This is a genomic window from Draconibacterium mangrovi, from assembly GCF_010586825.1.
Lineage (GTDB): Bacteria > Bacteroidota > Bacteroidia > Bacteroidales > Prolixibacteraceae > Draconibacterium > Draconibacterium mangrovi.
Genome location: NZ_JAAAGB010000001.1, coordinates 109,106 through 135,173, shown reverse-complemented (window position 1 = coordinate 135,173; position 26,068 = coordinate 109,106). Strand labels below are relative to the sequence as shown.

Genomic DNA, 26,068 nt, shown 5'->3' with positions numbered 1-26,068 from the left:
AATGAAAAAAGATAAATTGCAGTACAGTTTTTTAGGTTTATTACTCCTTTTCTTGTTTTATGGAGAACTAAACGCTGCTGTAAAATTACCACGTTTGGTAAGTAATGGAATGGTGCTTCAGCGTAACGAACCGGTTACGATTTGGGGCTGGGCTGATGCCGGCGAAAATATTGAAATAGAGTTTTTAGGAAAAGTTTTTGAAACCAAGGCAGATAGGAACGGAAGCTGGCAGCTTGAGCTAAACGCAATGGCTGCCGGTGGTCCGTATTCCATGACGATAAACGATTTGGTGCTAAACGATATATTAGTTGGCGATGTTTGGTTGGCTTCGGGGCAGTCGAATATGGAGCTGCAACTACGCCGTGTAATGGATTTGTATGCCGATGAGATTTTGAAAATAAATACCGACCAGATTCGCCTTTTCCGTTCTTCAACACGCGAAAATGCAGAGAACGAACAAGCCGATTATCCCGATGGAAAATGGCTTTCATCAACACCTGAAAATATCATGGAATTTTCGGCTGGAGCCTGGTTTTTTGCCGAGAAGATTCATCAAAGTCAGGATGTTCCGGTGGGCATAATCAGCACCGCAATTGGTGGTTCGCCGGCCGAGGCCTGGTTAAGTAAAGACAAAGTAACACCATTCCTTGACGAATGGTTAGCGCAAGGTAAAAAGATTGACTCGATGCGTGCAGCCTACATTAAAGAGCATGGAGAAATAAAAAGATACAATTGGGGCGCCGAAGTAAACAAAAATGATCACGGGGCAGGAAAATGGTCGAAAGATGATGTGGATGTTTCCGACTGGCCACAGATTTCTTTGCCGGGATACTGGACAGATAAAGGTGTTAACTTTTGGAATGGTTCCATATGGTTTTACAAGGAATTTGAATTGGATGAGTCGTTGGCCGGAGAACAAGCAATTTTACGCCTGGGCCGTATTATCGACAGCGATTCGGCTTTTGTAAACGGAACATTTGTAGGCAACATTACTTACCAATATCCTCCGCGAATTTATACCATTCCTGAAGGCGTTCTGAAAGCCGGCACAAACAAAGTAATGGTACGCGTATTTAACCAGGGCGGACGAGGTGGTTTTGTAGAAGAAAAACCATATGAAGTGCGTGTTGGTAACGAAGTGATCGATATTACCGGCGACTGGCAATACCATATTGGAGCTGAGCTAAATCCACCTGGAACAAATTTTGGCGGCCTTGCATTTCGTCCGGGAGGTTTGTACAATTCGCTGATTAATCCGATGAAAGAATACCCCGTTAAAGGAGTGATTTGGTACCAGGGAGAAACCAATGCCGGGAGCGGCTTTCAATATCGTCAGTTATTTAAAGACCTGATCGTGGACTGGCGAGACCAGTTGGAAAAACCAGCATTGCCGTTTCTGTTCGTGCAGTTGGCAAATCTTGGGCTTCCGAATAAACAACCTGTTGAAAACGGATGGGCCGAAACCCGCGATGCACAACGCCGTGCACTGGAATTACCAAACACCGGAATGGCAGTAGCTTTTGATATTGGCGAATGGAACGATATTCATCCGCTCAACAAAAAAGAAGTAGCACGTCGTCTGGCTCTGGAGGCCGAAAGAGTGGCATACGGAAATGATGAGATAGTTAGTTCCGGTCCGCTTTACGAATCGATGAAAGCGGAAGATGGAAGTATTTTGCTCACCTTCTCGTCTGTAGGATCGGGATTATTTGCAAACAACAAACTCGAAGGATTTCAGATAGCAGGAGAGGATGGCAGGTTTGTTTGGGCAAATGCCGTGGTGATGAGCAAAAATACAGTTAAGGTTTGGAGTAGAAAAATAAAAGAACCGGTAGCAGTTCGTTATGCCTGGGATGGAAATCCGGCCGGCTCGAACTTAAAAAACAAAGAAAATCTGCCCGCATCGCCATTTACAACCGAAGACTAAATTGAAAAAATCAAATAATAAAAAAATCAAATGAAAACTACTTCACAGAAAGTTTCTGTACTGGAAAAAATAGGATACAGCCTTGGTGACCTGGCTGCCAATCTCGTGTTTCAAACCCTGGTTACTTTCCTTGCCTTTTTCTATACTGACATTTATGGACTACAGAATGATCATGCCTCGGTAATTATGCTGGTGGTGGGACTGGTAGCAGCCTTTGCTTTTAACCCGATTATTGGTGCTTTGGCCGACCGAACTCACTCGCGCTGGGGAAAATTTCGCCCCTGGATTTTGTTTACCGCTATTCCGCTGGGCGTAATCGCTTTACTGGCATTTACAACACCCGATTTTTCGTACAAAGGAAAACTGATTTATGCCGCCGGAACGTATACTTTTTTACTTATGGCTTATGCCGCAAGTAACCTGCCATATTCGGCATTAAGTGGCGTGTTAACCGCTGATATGTCGGAGCGAAACAGTCTGTCTTCTTATCGTTTTGGTGCCGTAATGTTTGCACAGTTTTTTGTGCAGGTATTTATGCTGCCCATCATTTTGCATGTGGGAAAAGGCGATAAAGCTGCCGGAATTGAATCGGTTATGACATGGATGGCGATTATCGGTACCATACTTTTACTCATTACCTTCCTTACCACAAAAGAGCGTGTTGTGCCACGTCCCGAGCAGCAATCGAGCCTTAAGGAAGACCTGAGCGATTTATTTAAAAACCGACCATGGATCATCATGTTAACGCTAACCATTCTGGTATTTGTTACTCTTGCCATGAAAGGCGGATCGTACGTTTATTATTTTAATAATTACGTTGATGAAGCAGCTCTGCAAAGTTTCATTCAGCCGATTTTGGATTCACTTTCGGCATTAGGAATGAACTTTTTTGAGTCGGATGTAGCGTCGGCGGGCTTTGGATTATTCAACGCCGGAGGAATTATTTGCTCGATGATCGGTATCGCGGTTTCAAGAAAACTTGCCGATAAATTCGGAAAACGCGATGTGTTCGGAACAACTTTATTTATTGCCACTCTGTTTATTGTATCCTTCATTTTTTACAATCCCGAAGATGTTCGCCTGATGTTTTTAGCGCAGGCTCTACACATGTTTTTCTATGGTGTAACAACACCAATTCTTTGGGCAATGATTGCTGATGTTGCCGACTACTCGGAGTGGGTTAACAACCGCCGGGCAACAGCTATAATCTTTTCGGCAATGATGGTGGGCTTAAAAGCCGGTTTGGCCATTGGTGGTGCAATTGTTACCTGGATTCTTGGTTTGTACGGTTACCTGTCGAAAGATGCAATGGCGGCCGGTCATGAACTGGCGCAGCCCGAAAGTGTGGCTCAGGGAGCAAAAATGTTGGTGAGTATTTACCCGTCGATCCCGTTTTTAATCGGAGTTGCTTTACTGTTCTTCTACGAAATCAATAAAAGTAAAGAAGTACAGATACAGAAAGATTTAATTGAAAGAAGACAATAATAATTTCTAACGAAGACTTTTGAAGGAAAGAATATTTCAAACCATATAACCATAAAAGAATGAAAAATATTAATGGATTTGCTTTAATTGTGCTATTAGCAGGCATTTTTGTGTCGTGTAACAGCGGTACAACAACACGGTCGCAAAAAACACCAACTTTAAAAGATGCCTTTGCCGGTAAATTTCATATTGGCACAGCTTTAAACGAATGGCAAATTACCGGAAGAGATTCAGCCGGAGTTGAGGTGATTAAAAATCAGTTTCAGGCTATTGTTGCTGAAAACTGCATGAAAAGTGGTCCCATTCATCCAAGAAAAGACGAATACAATTTTGATTTACCTGACCAGTTTGTAGAATTTGGTGTAGCAAACGATAAATTTATAACCGGGCATTGTTTAATCTGGCACTCGCAGGCTCCGCGCTGGTTTTTTACCGATAATGAAGGAAATGATGTTTCGCGCGAAGTGATGATTGAGCGCATGAAAGAACACATTTACACGGTAGTTGGTCGTTACAAAGGAAAAATTAAAGGCTGGGATGTAGTAAACGAAGCTATTATGGAAGATGGAAGTATGCGAAACAGCAAATTCCTGCAAATCGTTGGTGACGACTTTATTAAACTGGCTTTCCAGTTTGCACATGAAGCCGATCCCGATGCCGAATTGTATTACAATGATTATAACGAATGGTTTCCTGGTAAACGCGATGCAATTGTTCAGATGATACGTGATTTAAAAGCTGACGGGATTAGAATTGACGGCATCGGTATGCAGGGACACATTGGGATGGATAGCCCTTCACTGGAGGATTATGAAGCCGCAATTGTAGCTTATGCCAACGAAGGAATGAAAGTTATGGTTACTGAACTTGACATGTCGATTTTACCAAACCGTAGCAGGGATGTTGGTGCCGATATAGCTACCAGCTTTGAATATCAGCAAAGCCTGAATCCTTACACCGAAAGTGTTCCGGTAGAAAAAATGAACGAGTGGGACGAACGTATGCTCGACTTTTTCCGCCTGTTTTTGAAACATTCTGATACGGTAACTCGCGTAACCCTGTGGGGTGTTTCTGATGCTACCTCGTGGAAAAACAATTTTCCAATTCGCGGACGTACTGATTATCCTTTGTTGTTCGACAGAAACTATGAACCAAAAAGTATTGTGGCAAAGTTAATTGATGAAGCAAACAAAGCCGAAAATATAAAATAAGTTAGTTAGTTAGTTAGTTAGTTAGTTAGTTAGTTAGTTAGTTTCTCCGGGGGTTGCGCACTTGTGTGGCTCCCGGAAATTTTAGTTAAATTAGGACTAAGAAGACGGAATAATTAGTAAGAAAAATTTATAGAAAAATGAAAAAAACACGATATCTTGTTGACAACCTTTATACCGCCGATCCGGCAGCACATGTTTTTAACGGAAAAATCTACATTTACCCGTCGCACGATGTGGAATCGGGCATTCCTGAGAACGACAACGGCGATCATTTTGATATGCGCGATTACCACGTTTTTTCGATGGATGATATCGACGGAGAGGTAACCGATCACGGAAATGTGTTGGACGTGAAAGACATCCCCTGGGCCGGGCGCCAGTTGTGGGATAGCGACTGTGCCTGTAAAAACGGAAAGTATTACCTCTATTTTCCGTTGAAAGACCAAACCGATATTTTCCGCATAGGTGTGGCTATCAGCGATAAACCTGAAGGGCCATTTGTGCCGCAGGAGGCACCAATGAAAGGAAGTTATTCTATCGATCCTTGTGTTTTTGAGGATGAAGATGGTACTCATTATATGTACTTTGGTGGCCTTTGGGGCGGCCAGTTACAGCGTTACCGCAATAACAAAGCCATTGAGTGTGGCCATGAACCTGGAGATGATGAGCAGGCTCTTCCGGCACGTATTGCTAAACTAAGCGACGATATGCTGGAATTTGGCGAAGAACCAAAAGCATTGGTTATTCTGGACGAAAACGGTGAGCCGCTAAAAGCAGGCGATCACGACCGACGTTTTTTCGAAGCCTCATGGATGCACAAATACAACGGTAAATATTACTTTTCGTATTCAACCGGTAACACGCACAAATTGTGCTATGCAGTTGGCGACAATCCTTATGGTCCGTTTACCTACCAGGGTGTAATTTTAACACCGATTGTAGGCTGGACAACACACCACTCAATTGTTGAATTTAAGGGCAAATGGTACCTGTTCCATCACGATTGTGTGCCTTCAAATGGCAAAACCTGGTTACGCAGCTTGAAAGTTGTGGAAATGGAATATGATGCCGAGGGAAATATAATTACCATTGAAGGAATGGCTGAATAAAAAAGATCATTTTTTCAGATTCGTGATATTCTAGTTGAGGTTAAGAAAGTATCAATGTATGCAAATTTCGAGTCACGTTTGTTTTGTATTGCATTCTATTTTTGTGTCCTTAAAATTAATTATACCAATTTCCAACCCTTATCTGGTTTCCATTTTGGTAGAATAAACAATGGTAAAAGGAGAGATAAAAAATGTTTGATTTAGAAGGAAAAGTAGCAGTGGTTACAGGAGGAGGCGGTGTTCTTGGAGGGAGCATTGCACAAAGTTTGGTGGATGCCGGAGTAAGAGTAGCCATTCTTGATATTCGAAAAGAACAGGTTGATAATCGTGTCGATGAGTTACAAAAAAAAGGTGGAGAAGTTCTTGGATTTGTTTCAAGTGTTCTTGATGTTGAAGACCTGAAGAAAACCAGGGAGTTATTACTTGAAAAATGGGGCAAGATTGATATATTGATTAACGCGGCTGGGGGAAATATGCCCGGAGCCACCTTAACCGAACAACAAACAGTGTTCGATATGAAGATTGACGACTTTCAGAAAGTAACGGATCTGAACTTAAACGGTACTGTTTTTCCTAGTCTTGTTTTTGGCGAAGCAATGGCAAAAAGAGGAGAAGGCAGTATCATCACCATATCGTCGATGGCCACTTACTCGGCCATTTCACGTGTTCTTGGTTATTCGGTATCAAAAACCGGTATTAATATTTTTACGCAATGGATGGCTATGGAGATGGCCACTAAGTTCAACGAAAAAATACGGGTAAATTCCATTGCTCCGGGATTTTTTATTGGCGACCAGAACCGGAATGTGCTGATCAACCCTGACGGATCTTACACCGAGCGAAGCAAAAAAGTACTGGCCCGCACACCAATGGGTCGATTTGGCGATATAAAAGAACTAAACGGCGCAGTGCAGTTTTTATGCTCCGATGCGGCATCTTTCATCACGGGTGTAATTCTTCCTGTTGATGGTGGTTTTAGCTCGTTTAGCGGTGTTTAAAAATTAAACCCGATCCTATTTAATTTGTTTAAGTAATTAATAAAACGAAAGTGGTATACCTGTTTTGGTATTGCCACTTTCGTTATTTTTAATGTGCGGAAAGCTGCTTGCACATTTTGCGGATGCATTTTAGCATTCAGCGTGATTTGCAAGAAGTAATTGTTAAGTTTCGATGTTTGTTCAAATAAAGTAAATAGAAGGAAAATGGCTTTAGAAAAAACGTGGCGTTGGTTTGGAGAGAAAGATCTGGTAACGCTCGATGATTTGCAACAAATGGGAGTGGAAGGAGTGGTTACCGCCCTGCATCACATTCCCAATGGTGAAGTTTGGCCGGTTTACGAGATTTTGAAGGTAAAAACAGCCATCGAAAAACGAGGCATGCGCTGGAGTGTTGTGGAGAGTCTTCCGGTTTCGGAGGGTATTAAAATCTGCTCGAACGACCGCGAACGTTTAATTGCCAATTACCAACAATCGGTGCGAAACCTTGGGCAGTGTGGTATCGACACCATTTGCTACAATTTTATGCCGGTTTTAGACTGGGCCCGAACCGATCTGCATTTCAAACTGAAAAATGGCGGTGAATCGATGTATTTTGATTTTCCCACTTTTGTGGCCTTCGATGTTTTTATACTAAAACGTCCGGGTGCCGAAACCGATTATCCTGCCGAAATTGTTGAAAAAGCCAAAGCGGTTTTCGAAAAAATGACGGAACAGGAAGCAGAAGAACTGGCCTACAATATTATTGTAGTTACACAGGGATTTATCGATGGTGTGATTGATGGTTCTGTGGCCGATCCGAAAGGTCTTTTCCTGGTGTTTATCGACCGTTACAAAAGCATTGGGAAACAGCAGCTGCGCAATAATTTAAAAGCCTTTCTCGACGATGTAATTCCGGTTGCAGAAGAAGCCGGAGTAAAACTGGCCATCCACCCTGACGATCCGCCGTTTTCGGTATTGGGATTACCGCGAATTATTGGCCAGTTAGAGGATTATGAGTGGCTTTTTAAAGCTAATACTTCGCCAAACAATGGAGTAACTTTTTGCGCCGGATCACTCTCGGCACGAAAAGAAAACGATTTGCTGGAAGTGATTGAAAAAACACGCGACCGCATTCATTTTGTGCACTTACGAAATACCCTGCTGCTTGAAGATGGAAGTTTTTACGAATCGGGGCATTTAACCGGTTCGCAGAATATGATGAAAATAATGTACGCCCTGATAAAAGAACAGAAGCGCAGAATACAAGAGGGGCGAAGCGATGTTAAAATGCCTGTACGCCCCGATCATGGCATCCGCATTATGGACGATTACAAATACAATTACAACCCCGGATATCCGCTAATAGGACGTTTAAAAGGCCTTGCCGAGCTGGATGGACTAATGCACGGAATTGAGTTTATGCTGGCGGATGAAGTGTAACGGTACAATTTCTGAACGAACAGAATAAGGTGATTCAACCAAATTCAGAAAAGCTTACAAAAAGAAAAAGCTCAACAATCTATTGATTATCAAGCTTTATATGAGTCGGGATGACAGGATTTGAACCTGCGACCCCTGGTCCCCCAGATAGGTGTGTAATATTTATTTAAAGTGTAGGTAGTTAATTGATTGAAAGTTAATATTAGCGTTTGTTGTGATGTTTTTGTGCGGTTTTTATTGTTTTTTGCAACAATAATGCAGTTATATATAATTGGAACAAATTAACCATAATTCTAAATAACTGCACAATATTTCCGTAAAAAATAATTATAATTGTTGCGCTTTCAGAATAATCATAGTGCGTAGTGCTTCTCTAAAATATTAGGGGAGACATGTGGTGAAAGTCCATACGTGAGGTGCTACGCACAGTACTCATTGAAAGCAGTGATCTCCCCTCGTATTTTATCTAATATTAACTCAAATTTATTCTTATGTCGCTATCAGAGGAAGAGAGACACGGATTTTCCAGAACGCAAATTATTGATATTTTGCGATTGGCCTCAGAAATTAAATCTACTGATCTACTTGGTCGAATTCAATCATTAACAGAAGCATCGAATCAATGCGTAGTTATTTCTGAAAACCACATCAATGTAGTTGTTGCAATCAATATGTCTATCTCCAATTTAAGTCAGCTAGAAAGCATTGTTTATAAACAGTAGTGTTTATCTCGGTTTTTGATCCATCTTAGTTTGAATGATGGATGTAATTGTATTTACGTTTGAATTTGGTTTTAAATCAGCTGCAATTACAACGGTGTAATATTTCCACTTATTTCCGGATCTGGTTAAAAGTATATTTTTAATTTTTCCGGTTAAATGGTTTCTGCCGGTAATAAACTGCCAGTCGATAAGATTGGAGCTACCAAACAAATAAAAACCGGCATGTGTATTGTCTTTTGTTTCGAGCATAGTGTTTATACGAAGGCGCTGTACAACCTTGAACACCTCTGGAGCAGAAAGGTGGAGAGGTTGCGTAGTGATGAGAGTAGGTATAGGCTCTGAATAAACTTCATCACTAATATTTATTATACCAGTCACATCGACTTCTCTTAGCCCATATAATTTAGGGTAATCGTTGATTAGTAGCTTGAATGATGTGTCCAGCTTTGACCAATAACCAGATTTAAAATTGAAGGTGTACGAGTAGCTGAAGGCATTATTAGTACACAGTAGTTCTTTGTTGTCGTGATCGTAACCGATTGTGGCCCCCGAAAGGTATGTTAAGAAGTCAACAGTTGACAGTTTGTTTACAATGTTAATTAATCGTGTATCGCTTAGGAAAAACTGGTAGTGTGGGTTGTTTTTCAGTTCTTCATTAACCTCTCCGGTTAACACTTCAGAAAGTTGTGTAACTTGTGTGCCAACAGCTATGAATAATCCTAATCGTGTAGAATAAACCACACCGCCTGAAACCGATGTTACATCAACAGCCATATCCGGCACGTCACCATCAAGTGGTTTAATGTTTGAGAATGTTACATCGCCAAGTCCCTGGAACATTACATAACGCCCTTTTGATGTAAATACAATTATTGGGTGTTCTCCAAACTGACCAGAAGATAAAGGTTCAGTATTAGTTGCCACATCAAGTATTTTGCCTGTGCCTACCTGGTAGCTGTTTTCTGCCGGGAAAAGGAATGGATTGTTTACTTCTGATATTTGCAAGCGGTTTTCATCACGAAACTCTTTATTGGTGTAGTTATTAATATTTACCTGTTGTGTTACGGGAAAATCGGTACCTACCATTATTGCATTAAAGTTGTATTCGTATCTGTCAGTTATTTCAACCGGAGCAGATGAAAAATCGGGAGAATGGTAGTAGGCATAATTGCTAACAGAAGATGCTTTTAATTTAAACTCATGAATTTTATACCACTGATTTCCGTTCTGTACAAGTATGCTTATGCTTTTTGCTCTGGCATCTGGATAACCGAGTACACTTAATGATAAGACCACCCATTCTTTATTGTCGTGTTCTGCAAAAGGCCGCACACCTGCGTCTATGATCTTTGTAACGTCGCCGGATGACGTGTTTAATGTGACAATAAATTTACAATTGCGGTCTGCGATATAATTCCAGTCGTCGCTATATCGAGCTTCATCGGGAAATAATATGTAATCGCCTACCAATGTGTATGGATTTAGTGGAAAGTAACGATAGGTAGCGAATAGTGTTTTTATATCTCCAATAATGAGGCGCGAGTTGTAGTTATATGCAACGGAACCAATAAGTGAGTGGTGTGAAAATTGATCGACAGTTAGAGTTTCGCGGGTAGCATAATCCTGGTAAAAACCTTTTGTGTCGATTTCCTGAGTAGTTTCAGCTTCTCCATTCTGTATGGCTTCAATGCTTATTTCGTGAACCTTATACCAGGACGGCGAATCCACCATGTTTTTAAAGTCCTCTGATATTCGTCCTTCAAATATATCATGAAAATCAACATCAAAATCGTGATCGGTACTAGCATTGTGTACTTTATCCGTTAAAACATCATCATCAAATGTGTCTTCGTTGAAATCAAATAATTCTTCGTTCTTGCATGCAAAAATTACAACATCGGTGAAGATGTTTTTGTCGATAGAAATAAAAAGTGCACTATTGAATGACACATTTATTTTGCTCATGTAAAACTTAATCCAATTCAGGTCGTTATCATCGCCACCTCCTTCTACTGCCTGTTCATACATTGTCATGTTTAACCCAAGCTGTATATATTCGGGGATTGAATGTAGCACGTATGATCCATCATACATGCGAAAGGCTGCACGAAGCATAATGCCTCCGGTTAACAATCCTTCATCTCTATTTTCGTTGTTCAGTGCTTTATAATACTTGGCCAATATAGCTTCAGCGCCAACTGCTTTTTCGGTATAAACAATTTTTCCACGTATGTCAGATCGTGAAAAAAGCAACATCGGGCGACTTGGTATAAGGATATTGTCGTATTTGTTTTCATCTCCGTTCCAGATAAAACGGTCCATTCCTTCTTCGTGAATAACGACCATGAAGCGCTTGATAAATTCAATTTTAACTTCACCAATAAAACCATTGGCGATTAATGTGCTTACACCGGTTTCCATTGTAATTAAGTATAGTGCCTGATCAGACAGTCCAATGTAATTGTGTACATTGTCCTGATCGTGCAACCATATCTTTTGAAAACTTCGTGCAGGCAAATTAAATAACTTTGGTTTTGTTCCTACTGGTTCCATCCTACCGTTGCGGTGCCGCCAGTTTATTAATTCGTCACACCACCCATCTTCCCGATTATGGTCTGAATATGGTGTCCTTCTGTCAATTCCTTTAATATCGAATGCAACCTGTAAATTATTCATTGTTATTTCTTTTTGAGTTTATCCAATAGATCGGTAAAAAAGCTACTTTCATCTTCCTGTTCTCCCGGTGGCGGCATGGCTCCCTTTTTGGGTATTGTGTATGGTCCGAATTTATTTACTACTTCGAGCAACTGACTGACGCTCATTTTTTGTATTATATTAGGATCTTCAATAAGTCGGCGTACTGCATTTTGCATAACTTCAGACATATCAGCCAGTATTGCATCTGTTTTTTCGTGTTCAAGCAACTGTTTGGCTTGAGCAGTTTCAACGAATCCCTGGAAGTGCTCCCTGTTTTCAAGGTATAGTTCCCAGTACAATTCTTTCCACTTATAAAGGGTTTGACGTGATACACCTAATTCTTTTGCCGCGTGTGAAAAGTTAAAGTCTAATTGCTCCAGTGTTTTCATGGATGCAATCTTTTGTTCCTTGCTCCACTCGTTAGGCTTTGTCTTATTTTGCTTTTTCCGACCCATAATAAGAATCAAAATTACCGGAATAAATACACCACTTCATGTATAAAATTCCTAAAATAGTGAACAATGTACACAAAATAGAGATTGAACTACTTTATTTTTACCGGGAACGTTCAAATTTAAGTAGTTATGATTGGTGCAATAACAGCAGGAGTTGGCTTAGCATCCTCCATATACGGAGGAATTAAATCGGCAAAAGCCAATAAAGAAGCTGAAAGACAGCTTGACGCTTACGAGGCTAAACAGAATGCTTTCTATGATAAGCGTCTGAATCAGGATTTTATGGAATCGAATGCCGCAAAAGGTTTGGTGGAGCAAATGCGTAAGCGCTACCAGGATCAGGCAAAAACGATTGAAAGCAAAGGTGAGGCTACCGGTGCAACGGCAGAAGCCACTATTGCTGCAAAAAGTAAGGCCAATGAGCAGTATAACGACTCAATGAATAACCTGGCGCAGAAAAGCACCTACTATCAGCTTAACAATGAGCAGAACTACCAGAATTCACTTGCAGATATGTACTCTAAGCGTATGGCACTTAACCGCAATAAAGCCCAGAATGCATCAAACTTAGCCGGAGTTGGTGCACAATTAATCAGTACCGGTGCCGATGTTGCAGCCATGGGTAAAGGGGGTAAATCAATTACAGAAACCTTAACAAGCGAATAGCTATGACAATAGTTAACGATGATAAAGAAAACAATGGTTTTACACCCATAGAACCCGATGAGAAGCAGAAAGCAGCTTATTGGGGAAACCAGAAAGGTGCTTATTGGGGCAATAATGCAGATGCGGATGGCATAAGTGAATTAAAAGACCGGCAAGGGAATGGTGTTGCTGATTTTAATGAGCTTCAACAGCAGAGTGCACAAGTGCAACAGGGAGCTGAGCAACCGACACAGAATAAAAGTTATTTAGGCGATCCGGAGGAATTGATTAACCAAATTTACACACCTGCTCCAAAGCCTTATTTTGACACTGAAGCTGCCGATTATAAAAAACGTGCAGCCAAACTTAATGCCCTTGGACAAGGATTGAGTGGTGTTGCTGATATTATATCGCTGGCCAGAGGTGGGCAGGTTAATGCTCCGGTACAAAACAACAAAGTACCAGCTTATATTAACAGTTATTGGAATCAGCGCAATGATTATTTGCGACGAATGGACGACTGGAATAACCGTGATGCAGCCAATAAAAGTTTGGCGGCACGTGTAGCGCTTAACCAGTACAATACTGATCGTAATTATGGATTAGCAGCAGGAAGGGCCGCTAATGACGACAAATGGAAACAACTTCAATACCTGCAAAAAGAAGGTTATAACCAGTGGTTAAAAGATAAGCACACACAAGATAGCGAAGAAAGCCGCCGCCGATGGGAAGTAGAAATGGACTGGAAAATGAAACTTCCATACATTAATGCAGCATTAGCCAAAGATAAGATGTGGTGGAAAGTTCAATACGACAACGACAAGAAAATTTACACGTTGCTTGATGAAAATGGTGTTGCCCGTCACCAATTAGCAGGTGATGGAGATATACAAAAGCTTTATAGTTTAATTGTTGACGATCCGAAAATGGCCCAAACAATTTCGGGAAGAATGAAGCAGCTAAAATCTCAGTTTGGTGAAGGTGTAAACATGAACCACATGAAGGTTATTGTTTCGGAGTTCTGGGACAAGGTGCCAAACGCAGCACAATATCTTAACAGAGGACAGAAACGACAGCCTGTTACACAGGGTGATATTGATAATATTCAGGGGTATTCGGCAAGACCATTTGAATATCCTATTGTAAATATGCCAGAATCCCAAACCCAACCATCCGCAGAAGATTGGAGCCAGTACGAACTACAATAAACAGAACGAATGGAACCACAGAAGAACAACATAAATACTTATTCAGTTGATGGTAAACTTTATGCTATTCCACAAGAAAAAAACGATTCTTTTCTGAAATCGATGCCCAATGCAGCACCTGTTTATGCTTACGAGGTAAATGGTAAAAAGCTTGGAATTCCAAAGGAGAAAGTGAATGACTTTTTAAAGGATGTTCCAAACGCAAAAGCACTTTACGATTACCCGGATATGAGTAGTAATACCACACAGCCTTTATCATCGCCGGAGAATATGGAGGAAATGAAGGATACTTTTAAAAGTAATCCTCGTTCGGCAATGGGAATGGATGTTGGTACGGCAAAACAAGTTGCGCAAAGCGTTGCTGCGGATAATATTGGTTCGAGACAAGCCGAAACAAACTTCTCTGGGAATAGGGATGAGTTATTAACCGGCATATCAGCCAAAATAACACAGCTCGACCAGGGCATTACTGATCGCACTCGTAATGATGGGCTTTTAGATAAAGCCTTTTCGGGAGATGTTGATGACACTGAATATTTAGCCCGAAATCTTTATAACAGAAGTTTACGACAGGCACAGGCTGTTTCCGGCAATGGAGGGACGGGAGTAGGAGACGCCTTAAAAGACCGTAATTTCTGGACGCTTGGAGCCACTGATTTAACCACAGCCGTAAAGCTTAAGAAAGTAGCCAACAAGATTGATAACAATGAGCCCTTAACAAAGCCAGAATTATTATTGCTTGATGCCTGGCGAACTAATGAGGAAGTAAATATGGCATTCCCGGTGCAAGATGCCAAACAGGGTTACCAGGTTGGTAAAAGTGTTACCGATATGATTCCATGGCTTGCTCAGTTTGCAGCAACAAGAGGATCCGGAACTGCAGGACGAAAAGCTGTTACACAATCACTTTTAAAAGGCGCTGAGAAATATTTAGGCAAAAAAATAGGATCGATTGCAGCTAAGGGGGCAGGAGAAGTTGCGGGTGCTTATGCAGCTTCGGCACTAATGCCGCAAACATACACTGGTATAGTTGACAGATCGCTTGGACAAACCACAAAAGATGCTAACGGTAATATCGGTTTTGATAAAAGCACAGCAGAAAAGCCACTTGAGGCCATTTATAAAGGCTGGACAAGTGGAGCACTTGAAGTATTAACAGAGCGACTTGGAGAAGGAATTGAGGCCACTAAATACTATCAGAAATTACCAAAGGCCCGAATTGCCGAGCGCATGTTTGGACCAGCAGGGAAAAGAGCCGCAGAAAACTTTGGTAAATTTACAAAGGCAGTAGGTTGGAATGGTGCCCCATTGGAATACCTGGAAGAATGGGTGAATATTCCGGCCAATGCAATTCTTGTTGGTGATTCGGAATTTAAAGAAATGTTCGATGGTCCTCAGCAGTTAACTACGTTCTTAACTGTTTTAGCCATGGGTAAGGCCATGGGCATAACCAATACGGCTGTGTCGGCTATCAGTGCTTATGGTGAAGGAATGCAACAGGACAGAGAAGATGCAGCAGCTGCAAAACTTTTTAACGACAATGTACCGGAACCGGCAAGGAACCAGATAAATGAAATTTTGAACAATCCTGAGATAAGTATTGAGCAACAGGGGCAACAACTGTTTGGTATTATTAATGGATTAGGTAATAAAGAAGCTCAGGGAGCTGTTATTAACTACATTTCAACGCTTAACCGTTGGAACAAGCAGCAGGATGCAGAACAGGTAGTAGGATCGCCAGTTAATCAGGAACAGCAAACTCCAACCGTAGACCCGGCTGATACTTACCGGGCACAGGTGAGCGATTTTATTAATCAGAATCTTCACAGCGATGGTTCGTTAATGCGAATTAAAGACGATGAAGATAATGAATGGTTTGTTTCTTCCGGTAAAATGGATGATGCGGACGGGATTTTAATTGTTTACGATGCCAATTCTCCAAATGGTAAAAAAGGTATTGCAGTTTCGGATGTGCAGGGAGAGCCTGAGATGGTTACCCCTGACGAATTTATGGAGGCCGAAATGCAGCGTTTTGCGCAACAGGAGCAGGTTAAACAAGAAATTAAGGACCAAAGCGTAACCATTAACGGACAGCCTTATCTTGTGCTTGGAGATATTGAAGGTGATATTGGATTACAACCAATAGATGAAAATGGACAGCCATTGGATGCTAATCCTATTACAATGTCTCAGAAAGAATTTGAGGCAGCCACGCAGCAGAATGAAGAAGTTGTAAACGAAGCTGACCCCCTCAGTCCTTCGGACAGCTTCCCCCAGGTGGGGAGCGAACAGCCTTTGCAATCCAATGAAAATGTTGCGACTGAACCAGCAGTAGCACCGCAGATTGTTAATACGGTTAAAATAGGCAAGAACAATTATAAATACACCATCGACGAGGCCGGAAGCTTCAATATTCAATTAGAACAGGGACAGGATCCGGTAAAAGCGGAGAAAGAAATTCGGGCCACATTACCCGACGATCAGCAGCATCGTATTCAATTAACTCAACAAGAAGTAGAAATTCCTTCTTCTGTTCCATGGGTGGCACCTACTAAACAGGTTGTAACTACAGGAATAACTGTTTTACCCGAAAATACATCACCGCCCCAGTTATCTTCTAAGCAAGATGAATCGGTAAACAATTTAGAAAATAAATCTGAAAAGTTGACAGAAACAAATTCTGAAAAAGTTAATAGTCAGGATGATAGAGATTTGCAAATAGAAGAAAGTTTACAGGAAAATACAATTGTAACAACAAATGAACAAGCCAATCAGCCGAGAAGATTTATTGAAGGTGGAAATGGAATCGTTAACGAAACAATATCAGATAATAGTAGTGCTATATCACCACAAACAGAACAAACAGCCTCCGATAGTAACCTGGCTGAATTAACTTCTGATGAAACTAATGCCAATGAAAAACCTGAAGAACAGCAACAGGGAACAACTGAGCAAGTTGAACAGCAGGGAGAAACTGTACCGGAAAAAAAGGAACAAGATCGGGCAGAAGGATTGGGCGAAGAAACTCAAATAAGTTTACTTAGTGATGAATTGCAGCAAGCCGGTGAAATTGCCGATGAAAAAGAAAGTGTTCAACGTGCAGAAGCCGAAGTAAACACTAATCCTACCGAAGGACAAAAAGAGGCCGGTAATTATAAAAAAGGCCATGCCCGGTTTAGTGGTTTTGATATTACCATTGAAAACCCAACAGGAAGCACCCGAAGCGGAAAAGACCAGAGCGGTAATAAGTGGAGCGTTACGATGAATAACAACTACGGTTATTTTAAACGTACCAAAGGAAAAGATGGTGACCAGGTAGATGTTTTCCTTGGACCAAACAACCGCAGTCAAAAAGTTTATGTAGTTGACCAGATAGATCCGAAAACCATGCTGTTTGATGAACACAAGGTTATGCTTGGTTTTAACAGTGAACAGGAAGCCCGGGAAGCTTATTTGAGTAATTATTCAGAAAGCTGGCCGGGATTGGGTGCTATTACCGAAATGAAGAAGCCTGACTTTAAAAAGTGGCTCGGACAGAACGACCGCAAAAAAGGCCCGAAACGTAAGCCGGTTAGTAAATTAGTTCAAACCCGTATTAAAAAGCAGCCAACACTTTCGCCGGAAGAAAAACAGCAACGAAAAGAAAATAAGGCAAAGGCACTGGCTATTGAACCGTTAAGTTTAGAGCAGCATATTCTTCAATACATTGTTAGCGGAAACCGATTGAATTGGGGCGAAATAAAACGTGAATTATTTCCGAGGTCGAGAAGCGAATTGAATAAACGTTTCTGGATGCTAAAAGCCGATGCACAAACCATCGATGAGTTATTGGTTAAAGATGGAGCCGTATCGGGAACCGATTTTGAACAGGAAGCCCGGGAGCCCAACGTTTGGCGCAATGCTGTACTCGATGTTATATTGAGTAATTCCACTATGACCGAAATGGTAGACCGTATTCTTGCCATAGGAGAAGCCCAGGTAAACGACATTGAGCAACAGGAAAATCGAATGGCAGAAGCCATGATGGAAGCTGAACGACTGGATATTGCCAATATGAATGAAGCATACGCCGAAATGTATGATCAGTTAGAAAATAATGGTGAATTACCTTCTGAAAATGAATTAAATAACCTATTTTTGTTAGACAATGACACAGAAGAAAACATTAACGAAGGAGCAGTTTCAGCAGAAAATGGCGAAACTGACGGAACAGGAGGCAGAACGGACCGGGGAAAGCCGGACAGTGATAGCCCGGAGAATCCTTCACAATTACCAACAGAAGAAAGCTTAAATCCTAATCAGGAAAAGATCGATAAAGCTCAAACCGAGCTTACTACTCTACAAAGCAGATTAAAGAAGAAGGAGGCTGAGATTAACAGCCGCAACGGGATATTTGGTGATACTGCCAGTAAACCCGGTGGGTTGTTTATTGACGAACAGTTTGATATGGCTAATGCCCAACAAGTAGTTGAAGGCATTAAAGCTGAAATTACCAAGAAGGAACAGGAAATTGAACAGCTTACCAAAGCCGGTGAAACTGCAGCTATTGAGAATTCGGGGCAAACCTCAATTACTGAACCAACAGTCAAATCAGAATCAAATAAAGATTTAACAGATAATGAGGTAGTTAGCAACAGAAAGCAAAATAAATCGGTTTTAGAATCAAATAAGAATCAAGAACCCAGGTTTTTATCCGATGTAATTAAACCTACCGGCAGTGTGTCGCCTTCTCCCACTACTGAAAAACGTATTGATGATTTTGGTGAAAAGATTGCCGGAGCCAAAAAGGATATTTACAGCACCCTACAAGGGACTACCCGAGACGATATTGTATCAAAACCTTTATCGAAGTCGTTTCCACGGCCCGACTTTGCCAAGTTGGTAGCTGAAGGTTTATTAACCAAAGAAGGAGCATTGGTTACTAAATTCCTGTATGATAATATTCCTGCTAAACCGCGCAAAAAATTCAAAATTGAGAGTTGGGCCAAACAGGTGCAGGAAGCCATTAATGTTTATTCTGATTTGTTGTCGGAAAAAGGTATGGATAAAAAGCTTATTGAAGCTTTTAAAAAATCAGATCGTGGAGCCATAAGCAGCAAGTGGGAAACATTTAGCATTACCCAAGAAGTGTTTGGTTTTCCAGAAGTAGATTTAAACACCGGAGCTTACGAAATTAAACGATTTATTAATAGTGAAGGAGAGCGTATTTCAATCGTTAAGTCGCCATATATATTGTCCGACCACAAAACGATAGAAGATGCAGCCAAGGCGCTGAAATCGCTTATCGAGAACAATAAAGAGAAATCGAAAGGAACAAAGTTTTCAGTTTACCAGGATACCAAAACGAAAAACTTCTTTATTGGTAAAAAAACAGCTACAGGAGTGTTACGCTTAGTAGATGGACTGGAAAGATCGGAAGCATTTACCATGCTTAAAAACCAGCATGCTCAATTACAGGAGCTCTGGGATAATAAGAAGAAAAACCCTAACGAACGTCGCTCAACAAACAGAGCCAGAGTTGGAACAGATTACCGCAATGGTAAGGATATAACACCTGAAGAATTTACAAATGAATTTGGTTTTAGGGGAGTACAGTTTGGTAATTGGGTTAATAACCAGGAGCGACAAGATGCGCTGAATGATGCTTACGATGCTTTACGCGATTTAGCCACAGCACTTAATATTTCGTCCAGAGCAATAAGCCTTGGCGGAGAATTGGGCCTTGCCTTTGGAGCTCGTGGTAGCGGTGGAAAACAAGCGCCTTCGGCACACTACGAATCGGGGCAAGTGGTTATTAACTTAACCAAAAGATCAGGTGCCGGAAGTTTGGCGCACGAATGGTGGCATGCGCTCGATAACTACTTCTCGCGTAAACGAGGTAAAAACGATTTCCTTACCGAAAAACCACGACAGGGAGTTGTTGTTGATGGCCGCAATGTAGTACCTGACGAACGTATTCGTAAAGAAATGCACGAAGCTTTCCAGGCAGTAGTTGACAAGATTAAAGCCTCGGGATTACCAAAACGCAGCGAAATACTTGACGAAACCCGGAGTAAACGTTACTGGTCGCAAATGCTTGAGATGACAGCGCGTAGCTTTGAAAATTTTATCATTGAAAAATTAGGAGCAACTAATGAGCAGAACGATTACTTAGCCAATTTTAAGGAAATAGGCGACTGGATTACGGATGGTGGTTTGGAAATGGATAGTTACCCTTATCCGCTTGAAGCCGAAACCGGTGAAATAAATGAAGCGTTCCAGCAATTGTTTAACACGATACAGGAGAAAACCGACGATGAAGGGAATACAATTCTTTTCCGTAAAGGCGATGTGTTTTATTCTCCAACAGAAAAAGCATTGGCCGGTATTAAACAAGACAAAGGCACACCGGAACAAATGAAAGCCATGTTGCTTAAAAACGGTGCCAAACAAGCTGAATTGGACTGGATGGATTGGGGAGAGTTTATTGATAATAAAACATCGATCACCACACAAGATATTCAGGATTGGATTGATGAGAATAAAATTGAGGTTGAGGAAGTTCAGAAAGGCCGAATTACGAACGAGTTAACAGAACAAGAACGGAAAGACTATGAAGAACTTGAAGATCAGGTAATGACAGATGGTGAAGAATCACTATCAGAAAACGACCTGAATTATTACAATGAATTAAGTTCCAGAGTTGATAAAGAGTATGACGGCACGGCTACTGAAACAAAATACCATCAATATCAACTTCCGGGAGGAGAAAACTACAAGGAACTGTTGCTGACTATGCCACAAGAAAAGGCAATTTCACTCGATCAGTTTTTAATTGAAAAAGGAATTGACCCTTATTCAGAACGCGGTCAGGAAATTATGCAGGAAGGTTCAACAGATCCGCTTGCAGTTGAATACAATCAGCGATATGGTAACAGATATACTAATGGTGATTTTAAATCATCCCACTTCGACGAACCAAACATTTTAGCACACATTCGTTTTAACGAACGAACCGATGCAGAAGGTAACAAAGTATTATTTCTGGAAGAAATACAATCGGATTGGGCGCAAAAAGGAAAGAAGAAAGGGTTTAAAGGTGAGGGATTCCCCGATGACAAAGCTAAAAGACTTGCTGAACTTGAATCAATAATGAGAGAACAATACGGAAGTATTGTAGATATGCAAGCCACAAACCCCGAACTTGGTAATGAATTATGGGATTTACGACAAGAACGATTAGCGGTTAATACAAAAGATATTGGAAGTGTTCCCAACATGCCATTCAAAAAAACGGACCAATGGGTTAACCTGGCATTACGCAGAATGATTCGTTATGCAGCCGAAAATGGTTTTGACCGTATTGCATGGACTACCGGAGAACAACAGGCTGAACGTTATGATTTGAGTAAGCAGGTAGATGCTATTTATGTTAGCATGAATAAAGATGGAAAGTATGATATTCACGCAGACAATAATAGTGAAGGTATTGAGGTAGCATCAAATATTCCTAAAGAAAAAATTGAGGACTACATAGGAAAAGAATTAGCTAAAAAAGCAGTTAACGATTTAGAACGCAAACAGATTGAATCTGATGGCAATCCTTTAACTACAAAAACTGTAACATACGAAGGGAATGACCTTAAAGTAGGCGGAGAAGGAATGAAAGCCTTCTATAACTCAATTGTTCCAAAATTGGCCGGTAAATTGGGTAAAAAGTTTGGGGCAAAGGTTGAACCGATTGAGTTTGGTTCAAAAAAAGGGAAAAATTTCATTGAATATAAGAAGCATCTAGAAAACAAATATGGTGTTGGATTCAAAAATTCAGAACTTACAGAGCAAGAGTTTGATAACCTTTACGAGTTAAAAGAAGAATCAAAAGGTGAAATTAGGTATTCGCAACAACTTTCCCTTCCTATTACTGAGCAAATGAAGGAAACAGCCTTGGTAAAAGGTATGCCAATGTTTTCGAAGAACAGTAATTTTTCCCGCAACTTAAGTGGAAAGAACGGACTGGACCAGAAACACGAAGCAACAAAATGGTTTGTTAATTACCTGAATAAGCTAAGTGGAAATATTGCCAAAACCGAGGTGGTAAAAGAGCTTAACGAATTGCCCGATCTGATGGAAGAGGCAGGAGTATCGAAGGAGAGGGTTGAGTTAATGCGTAAAGAAATTTCAGAAGGTGTTGAAATTTACGGTCTTGAAAACGCCGGTATAATTTATATTGTTTCTGAAACCAACAATACACATGAGCAGATTGCCCAAACATGGTTGCATGAAATATCTCACAGTATAGTAAGAAATGAATATTCTAACGCTGAACTGGTTGAATTATATGATACCATTGGAGAGAAATATATTCAAAGGATTCTTCCTAAAAATTACCATACTGAAAGTAAGTCGGCACAAGCCAATGAGTTAATTGCTTTTTCGGTAGAGAATTTATCAAATAATAACCGATTAGATGATATACTCAGGGGAAATGTCGATTATAATTTATTACCTTTAGCATTACAATTTGCATTACACCGGGTAACCGGAAGATTTAAAGAATATGGAACGAATAATAGTGAAATCAGGAACAATGCGGATGCACATGGGAGTACCCAAAGCAGTAGCGGACAAGTACCGCGAAATTTGCAACAAACAACCAAAAATGGACCAGCACAAAGCACTGGAACAGGCCAGAGAAGAAGTAAAAGCCGATTCTTAGGCGACATTCTCTATTCAAGTAAAGCTGCGCCCCAAACCGAAACACCCGAGTTTAAAAGTTGGTTTGGTAATTCTAAAATTGTTAACGAGGATGGAAGCCCCATGGTGGTATATCATGGTACCGCCAGAGACTTTAACGAATTTTCGAAAGCCAAAGCCCAGGACAAAGAAGGCCGCCGCATGGAAGTTGGTTGGGGTAAAAGTAAATTTTACTTTGCCGACACAGGTGGTGCAGCAAGTATAGCTGCTTCGGGAGCTGAATATTTTGGCAAAGGAAAAAACCAGAGCGTTATGCCGGTTTATCTGAGAATGGAAAAACCCATTGATTCAGATAAATATGAAGCACTTGTAGCCTCTAAGGTAGCAGAAGGTTTATCGAGAGATAAGGCTATTTCAGCAGTTGACAAGCAGATTAAAAAAGAAGGTTACGATGGCATTATTTCCGACACCGGAGGAATGGCCGTTTTCGAACCTACTCAAATAAAATCAGCCACAGGAAACAACGGGGGATTTGACCCTAATAACCCTGATATACGTTTTAAAAAGAAAACACCTCCACCAAAAGAGCCGGGGGATAGTAACTTTTTAGGCGACCATTTGGAAGAAGCCGGAAAACGTTACAACGAACGTGAAACAGCACGAAACTTCAAGGAATGGATAGGTTATGTTCGCCAGTCGTGGCAAGATAAAAACCTTCCTATTCGCAAACTGGAAGAAGAAGTTCAAAAAAGAGGCGGCCGAATTTGGAATAAAACAAAACCTTACCGAGATATTAATTTGAGTTTTGGACGCATGGAGCGCCTTTACCGCGATTTCCATGAAGAAAATATGGTTCCGGTACTGGAAGCTATCAGTGAGTTGGTAAAAGCCTCTAAAATAAATCACGACTATATTATTCCATACATATATGCTAAACATGCCGAGGAACGTAACAGATCGATGCGTATGGAAGAATACGACCGATGGCTGGAGGTAAAAGAAGCGGATGGAGAAAAGGTTAGTACTAAGGAACGCAACGAAAAGCTTGACCAGTTAGATAAAAAAGATTACTCGGGGGTGAGTTCTTTTAGCGACGAGGATATTAAGCCCGACGACCTGGCGAATATGATGGTTGAAGAATTTGAACAGCATATCGATCAGAAATACATCGATAATTTATGGGAGGCGGTTAATAAAGCCTCCGGCACTATATTGGACCACTGGTTAAAGGGAGGACAGATTTCGCAGAAACAATACAACCATTATAAAAGCCAGTACAAATATTTTGTTCCGTTACGAGGATGGCGCCACGGACTGGCTAAAACATTACGCTACCATAGCAGTAACGGTTTTGGACGCAGCTTGCGACACTCTGAAGGACGAACCAGTTTAGCCGACAATCCATTATCGAATATGGAGGCTGTTGCTTTTAAAGCTATTGGCGAACGGGTAAACAATGAGGTTAACCAAAGTTTGTTAAACCTGGTAATGGCCAATTACGACCGGGATAAATTTTCGGACTTGTATTCGGTTAAGAAAGTTTATTACATCCGCGATACTGAAATTAACCCGGAAACACACGAACAAGAAGAAGTGTGGGTACCTACCATTGAAAAGCCGAGTAAGGAACTTTTTGATAGTGGCGATGTAAAGACTGAGTACTACAAAGAACACATGAAATTGCGTTCAGGTTTCGAGAGTAGTGAACACGAAGTTATAATTAAGCGCGACGGTGGTGATGTTGCCGTAGTCTTCCCCGATGAATATTTAAGCACCGCACAGTCATTCAACCGACAGAACACCATTTTTAAAGTACTTGGTAAGTTTTACGATTCAAGTGATCTTGACCGATTATCGAAAATTACAGGGGCCGGAGGTTTGACGAATTTTATGAAGGCGATGTTTACCAGCTCAAACCCGGTATTCCCGTTTACCAACTTCTTCCGCGATGTGCCTGAAGCAGCCTTTTCTATGTTAATAGGAGAAGGCAATCCGAGAGTAATGAAGAATGTTCCGAAAGCTATGGCAACGGTACGTCGTTATCTGTACGGAAAGCCCACAGGAAATGTACTTGATAAGCAGTTTCAGGACTTTTACCATATTGGAGGAGCTACGGGCTACACCCATGAAAAAACTCCGCAGGAAATTGAAAAGGATCTTAAAAAAGAACTGAAACGGATATTGCAGAAAGGCACTTTTAAAGGAGCTACGGTAAATCAGTTGGTTGGAGCATTAAACGCTTTTCAGAAATGGAACCAGTTATTTGAAGATACCACTCGATTTGCTGTTTATTTAAGCTCGCTTGAAGCCGGTAACAGCAAGGAAGATGCAGCTATGCATGCCAAAGAAGCCTCGGTAAACTTTAACCGCAAAGGAAAAGTTTCGAAAGTGGTTGACAGTGTTTGGGCCTTCTTTAATGTGGCAATTCAGGCAGCGCAGAAAAACTTTAAACTGGCAAAAGATCATCCGGGACGGTTTACAGCAGTAGCAGGAAGTGTGGCTATGTTAGGATTTTTTGAAGCCATGCTTAATGACATGTTCGACGACGACGATGATTACTACGATATTAACGATTGGGTACGCCGCAACTATGCCAACTTTAAATTAGGCGACAAATACATAAGAATTCCATTACCTCAGTTTTGGAGAGGTTTTCACAGTATGGGAGTAATTGCTTATGATTTATTCGCGAAAGGAAAGACAACCGGCAAACAGGCTACTTACGATACGGTATTAAATTTTATTGGAGGCTTAAGCCCCATTGATATTCCGGGCTTTTGGGTAGAAGGTGAGTTTAAATTAACTCCACTGGTACCAACTTATTATAAGCCAATACAGGAGCTTATTGATAACCGCAACTTTATGCAGAGCCGTATTTACAAAGAGCCATATACGAAAAAGCTTGAAGAACAGTTGGCAAGCAGCACCCTGCATAAAAAAAATGTAAACCCTGCCATTAAAATGATAACCGATTTCTTAGCTCGTGATATTGGAGGACGATATGGCAATTTGAAGTTTGATGTAAAAGATGGTAAGGTTAAAGATTTGAATTGGTGGCTCGACTGGAATCCAAGTAAAATAGAGCATATAATAACCAGCTACTTGGGTGGATCAGGAAAAGCAGTTAGTGACATGGTTACCACTTTGGTTCAGTTGTTTTCGAGCGAAGAAGAAGTGGATATTGACAATGTACCATTTATTAATGCCTTTATACGAAATACGCCCGATTCAAAATGGAGTGTGATAGGTAAATATTACGATTACCGTGATATAAGCGAAAAATTTGGAGCAGTAGAAGATTATGCCTATCGCGAACGCGACGTTGAAAAACTTGAACAGTTGAGTAGCGATCAGTTAAAAGTTATGAATGCGCTGTTCTCGATGTACGACGATCAGATTACCGATTTGATTAAGAAGATAGGAATGGACAGCGAAGAAGGTGCAAAAGAAGTTACTCAATTAATGCAGGAGGCTGTAACAGAAGTTGAAAAGATTATAAACGAATAAACACTATAAGCT

11 protein-coding genes are annotated in these 26,068 nt (G+C 40.9%); 9 read left to right on the top strand and 2 right to left on the bottom strand.

What is annotated here, in order from left to right:
• Nucleotide 1: 1 nt before the first annotated feature.
• The 6 genes from G4420_RS00655 (at nucleotide 2) to uxuA (ending at nucleotide 8,149) form a co-directional block, all read left to right on the top strand.
• A complete protein-coding gene (locus tag G4420_RS00655; protein ID WP_163321704.1) occupies nucleotides 2-1,927 on the top strand; it encodes a sialate O-acetylesterase in 1,926 nt (641 codons plus the stop codon).
• Nucleotides 1,928-1,957: 30 nt separating this feature from the next.
• Entirely contained in the window at nucleotides 1,958-3,412 is a 1,455-nt protein-coding gene (locus G4420_RS00650) for an MFS transporter (protein WP_163321703.1), read from the top strand.
• Nucleotides 3,413-3,471: 59 nt separating this feature from the next.
• Entirely contained in the window at nucleotides 3,472-4,623 is a 1,152-nt protein-coding gene (locus tag G4420_RS00645) for an endo-1,4-beta-xylanase (RefSeq protein ID WP_163321702.1), read from the top strand.
• A 137-nt stretch (nucleotides 4,624-4,760) separates the two neighbouring features.
• Nucleotides 4,761-5,732, top strand: coding sequence for a glycoside hydrolase family 43 protein (locus tag G4420_RS00640; protein ID WP_163321701.1), 972 nt, complete (start codon nucleotides 4,761-4,763; stop codon nucleotides 5,730-5,732).
• 191 nt (nucleotides 5,733-5,923) lie between these two features.
• Entirely contained in the window at nucleotides 5,924-6,730 is an 807-nt protein-coding gene (locus tag G4420_RS00635; protein WP_163321700.1) for an SDR family oxidoreductase, read from the top strand.
• 204 nt (nucleotides 6,731-6,934) lie between these two features.
• On the top strand, nucleotides 6,935-8,149 hold the full coding sequence (uxuA, locus tag G4420_RS00630) for a mannonate dehydratase (protein ID WP_163321699.1): 1,215 nt from the start codon (nucleotides 6,935-6,937) through the stop codon (nucleotides 8,147-8,149).
• 725 nt (nucleotides 8,150-8,874) lie between these two features.
• Here uxuA and G4420_RS00625 read toward each other — a convergent pair.
• Both G4420_RS00625 and G4420_RS00620 read right to left on the bottom strand, forming a co-directional pair.
• Nucleotides 8,875-11,547: a hypothetical protein gene (locus tag G4420_RS00625; protein WP_163321698.1), complete on the bottom strand. Its 2,673-nt coding sequence runs from the start codon at nucleotides 11,545-11,547 to the stop codon at nucleotides 8,875-8,877.
• 2 nt (nucleotides 11,548-11,549) lie between these two features.
• Nucleotides 11,550-12,023 (bottom strand): transposase, encoded by a 474-nt coding sequence (locus G4420_RS00620; protein ID WP_262888292.1) that lies wholly within the window; start codon nucleotides 12,021-12,023, stop codon nucleotides 11,550-11,552.
• 129 nt (nucleotides 12,024-12,152) lie between these two features.
• On the opposite strand from G4420_RS00620, the gene G4420_RS00615 reads away from it, so the two are divergent.
• Genes G4420_RS00615 through G4420_RS00605 form a run of 3 tightly spaced genes read left to right on the top strand, consistent with a single transcriptional unit; the run spans nucleotide 12,153 to nucleotide 26,056 of the window.
• Complete coding sequence (locus tag G4420_RS00615) at nucleotides 12,153-12,689, top strand: hypothetical protein (RefSeq protein ID WP_163321696.1); 537 nt, start codon at nucleotides 12,153-12,155, stop codon at nucleotides 12,687-12,689.
• Between the two features lie 2 nt (nucleotides 12,690-12,691).
• Complete coding sequence (locus G4420_RS00610) at nucleotides 12,692-13,876, top strand: hypothetical protein (protein WP_163321695.1); 1,185 nt, start codon at nucleotides 12,692-12,694, stop codon at nucleotides 13,874-13,876.
• Between the two features lie 9 nt (nucleotides 13,877-13,885).
• Nucleotides 13,886-26,056, top strand: a complete 12,171-nt coding sequence (locus G4420_RS00605) for an LPD5 domain-containing protein (protein ID WP_163321694.1) — start codon at nucleotides 13,886-13,888, stop codon at nucleotides 26,054-26,056.
• Nucleotides 26,057-26,068: the final 12 nt, after the last annotated feature.